Source organism: Streptomyces sp. NPDC006602, from assembly GCF_042870385.1.
In the GTDB taxonomy this organism is placed as follows: domain Bacteria; phylum Actinomycetota; class Actinomycetes; order Streptomycetales; family Streptomycetaceae; genus Streptomyces.
Genome location: NZ_JBIAHG010000020.1, coordinates 92,287 through 106,556 on the forward strand (window position 1 = coordinate 92,287; position 14,270 = coordinate 106,556).

12 protein-coding genes are annotated in these 14,270 nt (G+C 72.6%); 8 read left to right on the forward strand and 4 right to left on the reverse strand.

Annotation, left to right across the window (positions count from 1 at the left end):
• The first annotated feature begins 91 nt into the window (after positions 1–91).
• From ACFYO2_RS34870 to ACFYO2_RS34885, 4 genes are all read left to right on the forward strand, one after another.
• Positions 92–1,246 (forward strand): hypothetical protein, encoded by a 1,155-nt coding sequence (locus ACFYO2_RS34870; RefSeq protein ID WP_388357242.1) that lies wholly within the window; start codon positions 92–94, stop codon positions 1,244–1,246.
• Positions 1,243–2,370 carry a caspase family protein gene (locus ACFYO2_RS34875; RefSeq protein WP_388357245.1) on the forward strand — a complete coding sequence of 376 codons (1,128 nt, stop codon included), beginning with the start codon at positions 1,243–1,245 and terminating at the stop codon, positions 2,368–2,370. The genes ACFYO2_RS34870 and ACFYO2_RS34875 overlap by 4 nt, the downstream gene beginning before the upstream one ends.
• A 106-nt stretch (positions 2,371–2,476) precedes the next feature.
• Positions 2,477–2,710, forward strand: a complete 234-nt coding sequence (locus tag ACFYO2_RS34880) for a hypothetical protein (protein WP_388357247.1) — start codon at positions 2,477–2,479, stop codon at positions 2,708–2,710.
• Between the two features lie 92 nt (positions 2,711–2,802).
• Positions 2,803–4,839, forward strand: coding sequence for an aKG-HExxH-type peptide beta-hydroxylase (locus ACFYO2_RS34885; RefSeq protein ID WP_388357250.1), 2,037 nt, complete (start codon positions 2,803–2,805; stop codon positions 4,837–4,839).
• A gap of 20 nt (positions 4,840–4,859) precedes the next feature.
• On the opposite strand, the gene ACFYO2_RS34890 is transcribed toward ACFYO2_RS34885, so the two are convergent.
• Positions 4,860–5,759, reverse strand: a complete 900-nt coding sequence (locus ACFYO2_RS34890; protein WP_388357253.1) for a hypothetical protein — start codon at positions 5,757–5,759, stop codon at positions 4,860–4,862.
• Positions 5,756–6,793 (reverse strand): SPFH domain-containing protein, encoded by a 1,038-nt coding sequence (locus tag ACFYO2_RS34895; RefSeq protein WP_388357256.1) that lies wholly within the window; start codon positions 6,791–6,793, stop codon positions 5,756–5,758. Before ACFYO2_RS34895 ends, ACFYO2_RS34890 begins: the two co-directional genes overlap by 4 nt.
• A gap of 131 nt (positions 6,794–6,924) precedes the next feature.
• On the opposite strand from ACFYO2_RS34895, the gene ACFYO2_RS34900 reads away from it, so the two are divergent.
• Complete coding sequence (locus ACFYO2_RS34900; RefSeq protein ID WP_388357258.1) at positions 6,925–8,148, forward strand: arginine deiminase; 1,224 nt, start codon at positions 6,925–6,927, stop codon at positions 8,146–8,148.
• A 124-nt stretch (positions 8,149–8,272) separates the two neighbouring features.
• Positions 8,273–9,280 carry an ornithine carbamoyltransferase gene (gene argF, locus ACFYO2_RS34905; protein ID WP_388357261.1) on the forward strand — a complete coding sequence of 336 codons (1,008 nt, stop codon included), beginning with the start codon at positions 8,273–8,275 and terminating at the stop codon, positions 9,278–9,280.
• Positions 9,281–9,335: 55 nt separating this feature from the next.
• Here argF and ACFYO2_RS34910 read toward each other — a convergent pair whose 3' ends face one another.
• Positions 9,336–9,788 carry an ATP-binding protein gene (locus tag ACFYO2_RS34910; protein WP_388357263.1) on the reverse strand — a complete coding sequence of 151 codons (453 nt, stop codon included), beginning with the start codon at positions 9,786–9,788 and terminating at the stop codon, positions 9,336–9,338.
• Positions 9,789–10,105: 317 nt separating this feature from the next.
• Between ACFYO2_RS34910 and ACFYO2_RS34915 the strand changes: the two genes are divergently transcribed.
• Entirely contained in the window at positions 10,106–10,933 is an 828-nt protein-coding gene (locus ACFYO2_RS34915; RefSeq protein ID WP_388357266.1) for an enoyl-CoA hydratase family protein, read from the forward strand.
• 47 nt (positions 10,934–10,980) lie between these two features.
• Positions 10,981–13,317: a bifunctional salicylyl-CoA 5-hydroxylase/oxidoreductase gene (locus ACFYO2_RS34920; RefSeq protein ID WP_388357268.1), complete on the forward strand. Its 2,337-nt coding sequence runs from the start codon at positions 10,981–10,983 to the stop codon at positions 13,315–13,317.
• 126 nt (positions 13,318–13,443) lie between these two features.
• Here ACFYO2_RS34920 and ACFYO2_RS34925 read toward each other — a convergent pair whose 3' ends face one another.
• Complete coding sequence (locus ACFYO2_RS34925) at positions 13,444–14,256, reverse strand: PaaX family transcriptional regulator C-terminal domain-containing protein (protein WP_388357271.1); 813 nt, start codon at positions 14,254–14,256, stop codon at positions 13,444–13,446.
• Between the last annotated feature and the right edge of the window lie 14 nt (positions 14,257–14,270).

Genomic DNA, 14,270 nt, shown 5'->3' on the forward strand with positions numbered 1-14,270 from the left:
TAACTTGACGGCGTAAGGGGAGTCGTACACAACGCTGCACCGGTGTCACGGGGGGCACATGACGGCGGTCGTCTTCATTCATGGAACAGGGGTGCGCGAACCCGGCTTCTCGGAGCTCGCGGGGCGCGTGGCGGCCGGGCTGACCGCCCTGCGCGACGGACTTCGCATCGTGCCGTACTACTGGGGAGGCGCGCACGGCGCCACGCTCGCCGCGGGCGGGGTGAGTCTCCCGGCGCAGGTGGATGCGGGGGGTACGGCCCGAGGGCTGGGTCTCGGCCTCGCGGAGGGCCCCGCCGTCGATGACGACACCGCGGCCGCCTGGGCCGCCCTCTACTCCGACTGGTACGCCGAGCTCGCCCTCGCCGCGGCCGGCGCCGAACCGGTCGTGGAGCGCCCGCCCGGATCCGTACCGCCGGAACAGAAGCTGCAGGTGCAGCTGTCCGCACTCGCCGCCCAAGGGGACGCGCCCGCCGCCGAGTTGGGCCCCGGGCTCGCCCGTGCCGCCACCGACCTGGCGGCCCATCCGCTCCTCGGCCCCGCCGCCGACGCCCTCGACCCCGACGACCTCACGCCTCTCGCCGCCCGCAGCCTGGCCGCACGGGTCATCGCCGAGGCCCTGAACGCCGACGCGCCGCTCGTCCCGGTCGGTGACACCCGGGACGCCGTCGTCGACCGGCTCACCGAAGCCCTCGGCGCACCGCCCCGGGGCACGGAACGCGGGCTGCGCTCCCTGCTGCTGCGGGCCGCCGGATCCGCCGCGTCCCGCGCCGTCGTACGCCGTCGCCGCGCCCTCACCGAGGCCGCGCACCCCGCGGCCGGGGACATCCTGCGCTACCTCAGCCGCGGCGAGGCGGTCCGCGCGGACCTGCGGACACTCGTCGCGGGCCTGGAGCCGCCCGTCGTGCTGGTCTGCCACAGCCTCGGCGGGATCATCGCCCTGGACACGCTGATCTCCGCCCCGCTGCCCCAGGTCCGCCTCCTGGTCACCGCCGGCTCCCAGGGGCCCTTCCTGTACGAGTCCGGCTCCCTGCCCACCCTCGAACACCCCGCCCCGCTGCCGCCGCACGTCCCGGACTGGTTGAACCTGTACGACCGCCGTGACCTGCTCTCCTACCTCGGCGCCGGCCTGTTCCCGGGGCGCGTCACCGACGTCGCCGTCGACAGCCGCCAGCCCTTCCCGGCCGCCCACAGCGCCTACTGGACCAACCCCGCGGTCTACCGCCACATCGTGGACCGGCTGCCGTGACGGGTCTCGACCCGGTCGTGGATCCCGCCCGGGTGCACGCCCTGATCGTCGGTGTCGAGAAGTACGACGCCGGGTCCGGCTGGGACCTGCCCGGGCCCGCCCGGGACGCCGTCGCCTTCCACCGGCTGCTGCGCGACGCCGGGGTGCCGCAGGACCGACTGCGGCTGCACCTCGCGCCCTTGCCGCCGTACGCCCCCGATGTCCCGTACGAACCCGCCGACCACGCCACCCTGCGCCGCGCCCTGGTGCGGGAACTGCCCCAGGCCCAAGGGGACATGCTCTGGGTGTGGTGGGGCGGGCACGGAGTCCTCGACCGGGCCGGCCACCTGCGGCTGTTCTGCGCCGACGCCACCACCGCCGACAAGCTGGGCATCGACCTGGACTCCGCGCTCGCCCGGTACGCCGGCGACGCCGTGCCCGCCTTCGCCGAGCAGCTGTGGATCGTGGACGCCTGCGAGACCTTCGAGGAGACCCTCGGCTTCCAGGAGGCCCTGCCGCCCGACGCGCTGCCCGTGGGGCGGCGCAACCTCGCCCATCGGCAGACCCTGCTGCGGGCCGCCGGGCGCGGCCGGGTCGCCGCCAACGACCCCGAGCGCGGCACGGGTCTCTTCTCCGAGGTGCTGCTCGGTCTGCTGGCCGACCGCGCGTCCGCTTTGCCCGCCCCGCCCGATCCGGAGGAACTGTTTCCGGCCGTACGAACACGTATCGCGGCCCTCAGGGAAGCGGGCCGTACTCTGCAGTATCCCGAGATCCGGCTGCAGAGCCCCGAACGCACCGAGATCGTTCCCGTGGCAGGCCAGGCCCCCGAGCGGCGTCCGCTCTCGCCGCTGCTGCGGGCCGTGGAGGCGCTGCTCGCCTACCCGTTGATGTACGACCCCACCGAACGGCAGACGGTGGTCGCCGCGTTGAACCCGCGTGTCACGGCGATGCTGCCCCGTCACACCAAGGCCCGCACGGATGCCACAGGCATACTCAACGGGCTCGCCCGGCACCACCCGGAAGCCCTGTGGGAGCTGCTCGACGCCGTCGTCTCGCTCGACGACGACTCCGAGCGCAGAGACGAACTCGACGCGGCGCTACATGAATTCGAGGCCTCGGCGAGGCGTCGAAGCGATCGGAAATGATCGAGTGGCGTGATCGTACGGTTTTCGACCCGGGCATGTATGGCCATGATGGAAAAGGACACGGGCACGGGGCATCGCGTGCCACCGTGCGAGAAGGGGGAGCATCTTGGACCAGCCGCCCGCACTGCACCACCCCGCAGCCACCGCTCGCGCGTCGGCCGCCGCTCGGCATGCCGACGTCTGGGAGTCGGATCTGGCGGACCTCGCGGCGCTGCCCTTGACCGCCGTGGACGGTCTCGCTCCGCTCCACCCCAACGCCCGTCTTCTCGAGGAGGTACTGCGCGCCCGCAGCAGCATCCGGGGCGGAGGTGAGGGGAACGGGGGCGCCCGCGCCGAATAGGCGACCCGCCCCGACGGCAGAACCCTGACGAGGCCTCGTGCGCCCGTCGGGGTACCCGCATGCCCGCACCCGCGACCGGAGGTCCCCCGCCCATGAGCAGTGAGCAGCGCCCCGCCCCGTTCCACATGCCCGAGCGGCTGTTCGCGGAACTGGCCGCGGGCGGCGGCTCCGCGGCGGCCGTCGCCTTCCTCGAACGAGGCGAACGGGCCCGCCGATTACTGCTCCTGCGCACCCTCCTGGACCGACTCGACACCCTCCCCACACCACTGACCCCGGCCGCCGACGCCTGGCACGTCCTGAAAGAGGCGGCCGCGCGGGCCCCCGAGCCGGTCGACCGGCTGCTGCTCGCCCCCGCGACCGGCGGCTGGACAGCCCACGTCCTGCGCCGGGCCCACGGCACCGCCTCCGGACCACCGCTGTGGGCGGAGGCGGGCCACCTCTGCGCCCTCGCGGTGACCGCATCCCTGCACGCCGGCACGGACGCGGAACTCCGGGTCGCCCTGTCGGACGGGGCGCTGTCTCTGCCCGGCCTGGGGCTGGCCCGACTCCCGGACGGGGAAGGCGGGTTGACGGTCGGACGGGCCCGCACGAGCGGGGGAGAGCTGACCCTTGCGGGGCCCGGGCGCGACGGAGATACGACGGTCGTGTCGATCCGGCCGGGGACCGTGCAGCTCAGGAGCGGGGAGGTCGGCGCCTCGGAGTCGGGTCCGGTGGCGGGGACACGTGCGGCGCACGCCGTGGCACCGCGGGCGGAGCGCGCCGGAGCGGCTGACGCCGATCCGGCGGGGACGATACATCGCGGCGGGGGAGCGCGGGACGACGTGAAACCGCGGGACGACGTGAAACCGCGGGACGACCGGGATGCCCTCCCCGTGGCCGTTGGCGTGGCCGCGGCCTCCTCCTGGCTCCCCCTGCGCACCCTCACCCACCCGACGCCCACCGGTACCGTCGCCATCCCCCTCGACGACCTCGACCCCTACCGCGACCTGGACGACCCCCTGCCGCCCGCCCGGCTCGACACCGCGGAGGCGGAGGCGTGGCAGGGGGTGTTCGAGGAGGCGGTCGCCGTGCTCGCCGTTCCGGGCGGGGTGGGGCCCGGGCGGCTCGACCCGGCGTGGATCCGAGCGGTCGTGCCCTGGGGCCGCACGAGCTCGCTTCCTCCCGCCCCGCCGACCGTCCAGGTCTCCGCCTCCAGCGGCGACTCCTTCGGCGCGATGGTGATCGCCCGCCCGTCGTCCGCGCTCGCCCTCGCCGAGACGCTCGTCCACGAGTTCCAGCACAGCAAGCTGGCCGCCCTTCTCCACCTCTTCCCGCTGCTCGACGACGACCGGGAAGAGCGCTACTACGCCCCTTGGCGCCCCGACCCCCGCCATCTCACCGGCCTGCTGCACGGCGCGTACGCCTTCACGGGCGTCGCGGGCTTCTGGCGCGACCGCATGGCCGCCGCGCGGGAGGGCCGGGTGGGCGCAGGAGGCCGCGGGGCCGACATGCGGTCCGGCGGGACGGCCGTAAGTGAGGGTGGGACCGGCCGCCAGGACGGCGGGTCCGGCGCGAGGACCGGCACGTCCGCCGCGTGGGACGACCGGGCCGTCGCCGAAGAAGAGGCCGGGTACCACTTCGCGTTGCGTCGCCTGCAGAGTCGGCTCGTCGTGCGCACCCTGCTGGCCGAGGGGCGTCTCACCGCCCAGGGGCGTGCGCTGGTCTCGGGCCTGGCGCGCACGCTGGACGGCTGGCTGCGCGAGCCGGTCCCCGCCTCCGCCCTCGCCCGGGCCCGTACGGCCGCCGCACTGCACCGCACCGAGTGGCGGCTGCGCAACGTGGCTCCGACGGACGACGCGGCGTTCCCGGCGGGCGCCCCCCGTTTCCGCCCCGACCGCACTTCCTGGCCGGACCTGCGCACCCACGCCTTCGCGCTCCGCCCCGCCACCCCGCACACCGCCGACGAGTATCTCGCCGCCGGCGATCCTGGCGCGGCGCTCGTCCGTTACGACGACGAACTGGCCGCCGACCCCGCCGAACCGCACACCCTCGCCGGCTGGATCGTCGCCCGCGCCACTCTCCACCCCGGCCGCACGGCCCGCCGCATGCTGGCCCGCCCAGAGCTGCTTCAGCCCCAGCCCAGCAGCTGACACCCGTCCGGCGCCTTCCCTCATCCCACCAGCCGCAACCGCTCCCCGCACACCCCCACCCGCACCGACTGCCCCCACGTCAGCTCCACCGCGTCCGTCTCCATCCCGTCCCCGAAGGCGATGAGCCGTTCCGACTCGACGGTGATGTGCAGACCCGACGACCCGGTGAGTTCCCCGGCCACCGACGACGTGCCGGTGGCCGGGGACGGCCAGGCCTCGCGGACGAACCACAGCAGGCGCGCCTCGGTGGGCGAGGGCAACGGCCAGTGGCCGCCGCGCTCCTGCCACACCGACCGGATCCACCCGGTGGCGCCGGTGCCCGTGCCCACCAGCACCCCGGAGGAGGCCTGGGCCTCGACGACACCCCCGTCGCCCTCCAGGCCCAGGCGGTATCTGACTGTCTGGTGCCCGACGGCTCCCAGACAGATCTCGTTGAGCGCGACGACCCGCTGGGTGTCGTCGGCGACGGCCTCGACCATGGTGCGTTCCTCGAGGCCGACGGAGCGGGTGAGGACGGCCGGCAGCAGTGCCGCCGCGTCCCGTGGGCGGTGCCGGACCAGTACGCCGGGGTTGCGTCCGGGGTCGGTGTCGATGCCCACCACCGGCTGTCCGCCGAGGTACTTGGCGACGTTCGCCACCAGCCCGTCCTGCCCGACCACGACCACCACGTCCTCGGGGGCGAACAGGAAACGGTCCAAGTCGGCCCGCACCACTCGAGCCTGACGCCAGGTCAGTGGGACGGCCGCGCCGACCTCGGCGAGCGCCTGCCGCGTCCGGCGGTGTCGTTCGGCGAGCTCCGCGATGTCCCGGCCCCGGGAGGAGAGGAAGAAGGCGGCCTGTCCGTGCGTGGCGTGCCGGGCCACCAACTCCTCGTACTCCGTGGTGCGATGGACGACGACGACCCGCGGTGCCAGGCTCACGCCCGCTCCCGCGCACCCAGCTTGGCCAGCAGCCCCGTCAGCACGTCCGGCGACACCGTCACGCTCTCGACGCGCGGCAGGTTCTCCGCGATCCGGGTCCCGGTGAGCGCGTGCAGCGTCGCCACGTCCACCTCCGCGTGCACCCGCAGCCAGGCGGCCTGCGCCTGGGCCCGCGCTTCGCCGACCTCGCGCGCCCCTTCCGCCTCCGCACGGGACAGCCGTACGGCACGAGCCGCCTCGGCCTCCGCGAGCCGCACCGTCCGTGCCGCCTCCGCCTGCGCCCGAACGGCGTCCGCCGCCGCGTGCTCCTCGGCCTCGCGCCGGGCGTTCGTGCCGCGCTGGTCGACCAACTGCTCCTCGCGACGGGCGAGTTCGATCTTGCTGGCCAACTCGTTCTCCGCGATGGCCCGTTCCCGTTCCACCGCGAGGGCCCGCCGTCCGTACGTAGCCCGGTCGGCCTCCTGCTGGATCTGCTCGCGGGCGGGGGTGCGCAGCGCGCGCTCCACCTCCGGCTCGGGGCGCAGCGCCACCACGCGTACGGCCACCACCTCGATGCCGGTCGCGGGCAGCCGCGGCTCGGCCTCCAGGCCGGCCGCGATCCGCTCGCGCACCGACGTCACGCCGTCGACCAGCGCGGCCGCCAGCGGTGTGCGCGCCAGGACGTCCAGCGCGTGCTGCTGGGCCGTCTCCGTGAGCAGCGTGCCGAGCTGCTCCAGCGGCGCGCCCCGCCACACGCCGGTGTCCGGGTCGATGGAGAAGTCGAGGCGGGCGGCGGCGACGCCCGGGTCGCTGATCCGGTAGGTGACCGTCGCCTGCACCGCCACGTCCTGGAAGTCGGACGTACGGGCGTGGAAGGTCATCGCCAGTTCCCGGTCGTCGACCGGTACCTCCGACAGCGCAGCGGTCAGTGACCGGAACCAGAAGCTCACTCCCGTCCCGTCGTGCAGGAGCCGGCCCGCGCGGTGGTGCCGGATGTGCGCCGTCGGTGCGCCGCGCAGGTGGCGCAGGCCGAGGCGCCGGGTGATGTCAGCCATGAGATCCCCTCGCTTTTCGTCTGAACGACGATAACCGCGGATGGTGATTATCGTCAAGGGGACGAAAACAAGTGGTCGTGGAAACACGTGAGCGACGGGTCAAGACGCCTCTCGATGGTCAGGATGGAGGCATGGCACTGCATGTCGACTCCGAGGCCGGGCGGCTGCGCCGCGTCATCCTGCACCGGCCGGATCTCGAGCTCAAAAGGCTCACCCCCAGCAACAAGGACGCCCTCCTCTTCGACGACGTGCTCTGGGTGCGCCGGGCGCGCGCGGAGCACGACGGGTTCGCCGACGTGCTGCGCGACCGCGGCGTCGCCGTCCACCTCTTCGGCGACCTGCTCAGCGAGGCTCTGGAGATCCCCGCGGCCAGGACGCTCGTCCTTGACCGGGTCTTCGACGAGAAGGAGTACGGGGTACTCGCCACCGACCACCTCCGGGCCGCCTTCGAGACCCTGCCCGCCCGGGACCTCGCCGAGGCGCTGGTCGGCGGCATGACCAAGCGGGAGTTCCTGGAAGTGCACGAGGAGCCGACCTCCGTGCGCTTCCACGTCATGGAGCTCGACGACTTCCTGCTGGGTCCGCTGCCCAATCACCTCTTCACCCGCGACACCTCCGCCTGGATCTACGACGGCGTGTCCATCAACGCGATGCGCTGGCCGGCCCGGCAGCGCGAGACCGTGCACTTCGAGGCGATCTACCGGCACCACCCGCTGTTCCGCGACGAAACGTTCCGGGTCTGGTCGGAGGGGCAGGTCGACTACCCGTCGACCATCGAAGGCGGGGACGTCCTCGTCATCGGCAACGGGGCCGTGCTCATCGGCATGAGCGAGCGGACCACGCCGCAGGCCGTCGAGATGCTCGCGCACAAGCTGTTCGACGCCGGCTCCGCGCAGACGATCGTGGCCCTCGACATGCCCAAGGGGCGCGCCTTCATGCACCTCGACACCGTGATGACGATGGTCGACGGCGACACCTTCACGCAGTACGCCGGGCTCGGCATGCTTCGCTCCTACACCATCGAACCGGGCGTCGGCGACAAGGAGCTCAAGGTCACCGACCACCCGCCGGAGCACATGCACCGCGCGATCGCCGCTGCCCTCGGCCTCAACGAGATCCGCGTGCTGACCGCCACCCAGGACGTGCACGCGGCCGAGCGCGAGCAGTGGGACGACGGCTGCAACGTCCTGGCCGTCGAGCCGGGCGTCGTCGTCGCCTACGAGCGCAACGCCACGACCAACACGCACCTGCGCAAGCAGGGCATCGAGGTGATCGAGATCCCGGGGAGCGAGCTGGGGCGGGGCAGGGGCGGGCCACGGTGCATGAGCTGTCCGCTCGAACGGGAGGCTGTGTAGGGATGGCCAGGAATCGCCGGGGAGGGCTGAAGACGGCTGGAGACGGCTGGAGGGACTGTATAGAAATGTCAATCATCGTATAGAGTTCCAGCGTACTTGTTCGCATATCCCTGGAGCGCCCCCCATGGCGACAGTCCCGACCGCCCTCGCCGGCCGCCACTTCCTCAAGGAACTGGACTTCACCGAGGGGGAGTTCCTCGGCCTGATCGAGCTGGCCGCCGAGTTGAAGGCCGCCAAGAAGGCCGGGGCCGAGACGCAGTACCTGCGGGGCCGGAACATCGCGCTGATCTTCGAGAAGACCTCGACGCGCACCCGCTGCGCGTTCGAGGTCGCCGCCGCCGACCAGGGCGCCTCGACGACGTATCTGGACCCCTCCGGCTCACAGATCGGCCACAAGGAGTCCGTGAAGGACACCGCGCGAGTGCTGGGCCGGATGTATGACGCGATCGAGTACCGAGGGGACAGCCAGGCCAAGGTCGAGGAGCTCGCCGCGTACGCCGGCGTGCCCGTCTACAACGGCCTCACCGACGAGTGGCACCCCACCCAGATGCTCGCCGACGTGCTGACGATGACCGAGCACAGTGGAGCCCCCGTCCAGCAGATCGCCTTCGCCTACCTCGGCGACGCCCGCTTCAACATGGGCAACTCGTACCTGATCACCGGCGCCCTGCTCGGTATGGACGTGCGGATCGTCGCGCCCCGGTCGTACTGGCCCTCCGAGGAGATCATCGGCCGGGCCCGCAAGCTCTCCGAGACCAGCGGCGCCCGCATCACCCTCACCGAGAAGGTCGACGAAGGCGTCGGCGGCGCCGACTTCGTCGCCACCGACGTCTGGGTCTCCATGGGCGAGCCCAAGGAGGTCTGGGACGAGCGGATCACCGCCCTCGCCCCGTACGCCGTGACCATGGACGTCCTGCGCGCCACCGGCAACCCGGACGTGAAGTTCCTGCACTGCCTGCCGGCCTTCCACGACCTGGGCACCAAGGTCGGGCAGGAGATCTACGCCACCCACGGCCTGGAGTCCCTCGAGGTGACCGACGAGGTCTTCGAGTCGGAGCACTCGGTCGTCTTCGACGAGGCGGAGAACCGGATGCACACCATCAAGGCGATCTTGGTGGCTTCCCTGGCCTGAGCAGGCCTCGGCATGCCTCAGTGGACCTCAGTGGACCTCGGCAGGTCTCAGCCGGTCACATCGGACGCCGCTGGGGCGGCACCGTCGGCAGTCGGAACCACACCGCCTTGCCGGACTCGGTGGGGCGGTGACCGCAGGACGAGCTGAGGGCGCGGATCAGCAGCAGACCGCGCCCGTGCTCCTGCCAGGGGTCGGGCTCGGTGGCCGCCGGGCGCGTGAGGTTGCCGGGCGGTGCCGGGTCAGGGTCGTGCACCTCGACCTGGCAGCCGCTCGGCAGCAGTTCCACCACCAGCTCTATCGGCGTGTCCCCGGCGGTGTGCTCCACGGCGTTCGCCACCAGCTCCGCCGTCAGCAGTTCCGCGGTGTCACTGTCGGCCCCGTGGTCCAGCTCGGCCAGCGCGGTGCGCACCAGGGCGCGGGCCACCGGCACGGCCGCGGCGGAGTGCGGCAGCGCGATGCGCCAGGAAGCGGAGGCTGAGGGGCGTTCGTACAAGGCGGGTCCGTTCATGAGCAGGCTGTCCTGCTTTCAACCTTATGAATGGTACGGCGCCGCCCCGCAGAGGCGTCCGACGGGCACCGTACGGGACCATCGGCCCCGTTGCGGGCGGCTTACCCGGATGAACGCCCCGCCTCGCACGGCTGCTCCCCCCGTTACGTGGATGTGGACGAGCCGTGACGGATGTGACGGGGCCGGGTCACATCCGGAGCCATGTCCCGGCTCCGGCGTATAGCGCTGTCGTGACGACAGTCACGGATGAGTGATAGCTTCGGAGGACAGAGTTCCGTGAGGCAGTGCCCGCCACCCGAACGAGGAGGCCGCACCTCGTGAGTCCCTTCACCGGCTCCGCCGCCCGCACCCCCGACTGGAAGCACCTCCGCGTCGACCTCGCCGACGGCGTCGCCACCGTCACCCTCGCCCGCCCCGACAAGCTCAACGCGCTCACCTTCGGCGCCTACGCCGACCTGCGCGACCTGCTCGCCGAACTGTCCCGGGAACGATCCGTGCGCGCCTTGGTGCTGGCGGGTCAGGGGCGCGGCTTCTGCTCCGGCGGCGACGTCGACGAGATCATCGGCGCCACCCTGGCCATGGACACCGCCCAGCTCCTGGACTTCAACCGGATGACCGGGCAGGTGGTGCGGGCCGTACGGGAATGCCCGTTCCCGGTGATCGCGGCGGTGCACGGCGTGGCGGCCGGCGCGGGCGCGGTGCTGGCCCTCGCCGCGGACTTCCGGGTCGCCGACCCCTCGGCCCGCTTCGCCTTCCTGTTCACGCGCGTGGGCCTGTCCGGCGGCGACATGGGTGCCGCCTACCTCCTGCCCCGCGTCGTGGGCCTCGGCCACGCCACCCGCCTGCTCATGCTCGGCGAGCCGGTCCGCGCCCCCGAGGCCGAGCGCATCGGCCTGATCAGCGAACTGACCGACGAGGGCCGCGCCGACGAGGCCGCCGAGGCGCTGGCCCGCCGCCTGGCCGAGGGCCCGGCACTGGCGTACGCCCAGACGAAGGCGCTGCTCACGGCAGAACTGGACATGCCGCTGGCCGCGGCGGTGGAACTGGACGCCGCCACCCAGGCCCTGCTGATGAACGGCGAGGACTACGCCGAGTTCCACGCGGCCTTCACGCAGAAGCGACCGCCGAAGTGGCGGGGGCGGTAATGCCGACCTCAGGGACACGTACCTCAGGGGCGCGGGGCTGTGTCGATATGCGGCTCCGCCGCGGGGCGCAACCAGCCCCCACCGGCCCGCACTCGCGCCACGAGACCAGCCACCCCCACCGCATCGCGATCATCGGCGGCGGCCCCGGCGGCCTGTACGCCGCAGCCCTGCTGAAACGTCTCCGCCCCGACCGTGAGGTCACCGTCTGGGAACGCAACGCCCCCGGCGACACCTTCGGCTTCGGAGTGGTCCTCTCCGACGAAACCCTCGGCGGCATAGAACACGCCGACCCGATCGTCTACGCGGCCCTGCAGCAGCAGTTCGTCCGCTGGGACGACATAGACATCGTCCACCGCGGCACCTGCCACACCTCCGGAGGACACGGCTTCGCCGCCCTGGGCAGGAAACGCCTCCTGGAAATCCTGCACGACCGCTGCCGCGCCCTCGGCGTAGAGCTCCGCTTCCACTCCGAGGCGCCGTACCCGTCCTGGCTCGCGGAGTCGTACGACCTCGTCATCGCCGCCGACGGTGTGCACAGCACCACCCGTGAGGCGTACGCCCATGTGTTCCGGCCCCATGTGGCCGCCCACCACTGCCGTTACATCTGGCTCGCGGCCGACTTCGCGCTGGACGCTTTCCGCTTCGAGATCGCCGAGACCGAGCACGGCGTGATGCAGCTGCACGGCTATCCGTACGCGGCCGACGCCTCCACCGTGATCGTCGAGATGCGGGAGGAGGTCTGGCGGGCGGCGGGCTTCGAGGAACTCGACGAGCAGGGGTCCGTCGAGCGCTGCGCCAAGATCTTCGCGGACGCGCTGGGCGGCAGGCCGCTCAGGTCCAACAAGTCGTCCTGGAGCACCTTCCGTACGGTGGTCAACGAGCGCTGGTCGCACGGCAACGTGGTCCTGCTGGGCGACGCCGCCCACACCGCCCACTTCTCCATCGGCTCCGGCACCAAGCTGGCCGTCGAGGACGCCCTCGCGCTGGCCGCCTGTCTGGAGGAACACGACTGCCTGGAACGGGCCTTGACGGCGTACGAGCAGGAGCGGCGCCCCGTCGTCGCCTCCACGCAGCGCGCTGCCCGCGCCAGCCTGGAGTGGTTCGAGAACCTCGGCCGGTACCTCGACCAGCCGCCCCGCCAGTTCGCCTTCAACCTGCTCACCCGCAGCCGCCGTGTCACCCACGACAACCTCCGCCTGCGCGACGCCCACTTCACCGAGGCCGTGGAGCGCGAGTTCGGCTGCCCGCCCGGCACGCCTCCGATGTTCACACCGTTCCGGCTGCGCGGTCTGACCCTGCGCAACCGGGTCGTCGTCTCACCCATGGACATGTACTCGGCCACCGACGGCCTCCCGGGTGACTTCCACCTTGTCCACCTGGGCGCACGGGCCCTCGGCGGTGCCGGCCTGGTGATGACCGAGATGGTGTGCGTGTCCCCAGAGGGTCGGATCACCCCCGGCTGCACCGGCCTCTACACCGGCAAGCAGGCCGAGGCCTGGAAACGGATCACCACCTTCGTGCACACCCAGGCCCCCGGCACCGCGATCGGCGTGCAGCTCGGCCACAGCGGGCGCAAGGGCTCGACCAAGCTCATGTGGGAGGGCATGGACGAAGCCCTGGAGGACGGCAACTGGCCGCTCCTGGCAGCGTCCCCGATCCCGTACAAGCCGTCCAGCCAGACCCCGCGCGAGCTGTCCCGCGCTCAACTCACCGACATCCGCGAGCAGTTCACCTCGGCGGCTGGGCGGGCTGCCCGTGCCGGTTTCGACCTTCTCGAACTGCACTGCGCGCACGGCTACTTGCTCTCCGGCTTCCTCTCCCCGCTGACCAACCGCCGCACCGACGCCTACGGCGGCTCACTCGCGAAGCGGCTGCGCTTCCCGCTGGAGGTCTTCGACGCCGTACGCGGTGTGTGGCCGGAGGAGAAGCCCCTGACCGTCCGCATCTCCGCCACCGACTGGGCCGAGGGCGGGAACACGGCCGAGGACGCCGTCGAGATCGCCCGCGCCTTCGCCGCGCACGGCGCCGACGCGATCGACGTGTCGACCGGGCAGGTCGTGGCCGAGGAACGGCCGGAGTTCGGACGCTCGTACCAGACTCCGTACGCGGACCGCATCCGCCACGCCACCGGCATCCCGGTGATCGCGGTCGGCGCCATCTCCTCCTGGGACGACGTCAACTCCCTGATCCTCGCCGGACGTACGGACCTGTGCGCCCTCGCCCGCCCGCACCTCTACGACCCCCACTGGACCCTGCACGCCGCGGCCGAGCAGGGATACGACGGGCCGGGCGTCGCCTGGCCGACGCCGTACCGGGCGGGCAGCCGCCGCCCGCAGACCGGACGCACGGACGCCCCCAAGCCCCGCCTGACCCTGGGGACTTGAGGGCGTACGCGGGTCTCAGGTAAGAAACTTGAGAAGAAGGACAGAGGAGACTGAGGGTTCCCTTAGGGGCCAGTGGTGTGTCTGAGGTCACATGCCCGCGGAGGCGTCACACGGCGCTGAAGGCGTTCATAGGCCCACGAAGGCGGCCCCCGCGTCCCGCAGCCGTTCGTGCAGTCCCCGGAACACCGCGGCCGATCGGGCGCCCGGCCAGTCCGGGGGGAGCAGGCCGGCGGGCAGCCCGGGATCGGCGTAGGGCAGGTGGCGCCAGGTGTCGAGGGCGAGGAGGTAGTCGCGGTAGGCATCCTCGGCCGGGGCGTCCGTGCGCCCCTCCCAGTCGCGCAGCACACGCGCGTGGCGGTCGAGGAACGCTTCGTGCTCCTTGGCGATCGCCGCCAGGTCCCACCAGCGGGCGACGGCCTCCGCGGTCGGCGCGAAGCCGAGGTGCTCACCGCGGAAGAAGTCGACGTACGGGGCGAGGCGCAGCCGCTGGAGGGTGTGCCGGCTCTCGTCGTACAGCCGCGCCGGGGCGATCCACACGCCGGGCGCGGCGGTGCCGAAACCGAGCCCGGCCAGCCGCGAGCGCAGCACGTGCCGCTTCTGCCGCTCGGACTCCGGCACGGAGAACACCGCGAGCACCCAGCCCTCGTCGTCCGGCGGAGTGGTGGCGTAGATACGCCGGTCGCCGTCGTCGAGCAACTGGCGGGCGTCCGGCGACAGTTCGTACCCCGCCGCGCCCTGTGCCGTACGGGCCGGCAGGAGCAGCCCGCGCCGTTTGAGCCGGGACACGGACGAGCGTACGGAGGGGCCGTCGACGCCGACCGCGGCCAGCAGTCGGATCAGCTCGGCGACGGGCACCGGGCCGGGCATGAAGCGCCCGTACGCGCCGTAGAGCGTGACGATGAGAGACCGTGGTGCATGCTGGTCGGACACGTTGATCATCTTAGGTCGTCGGC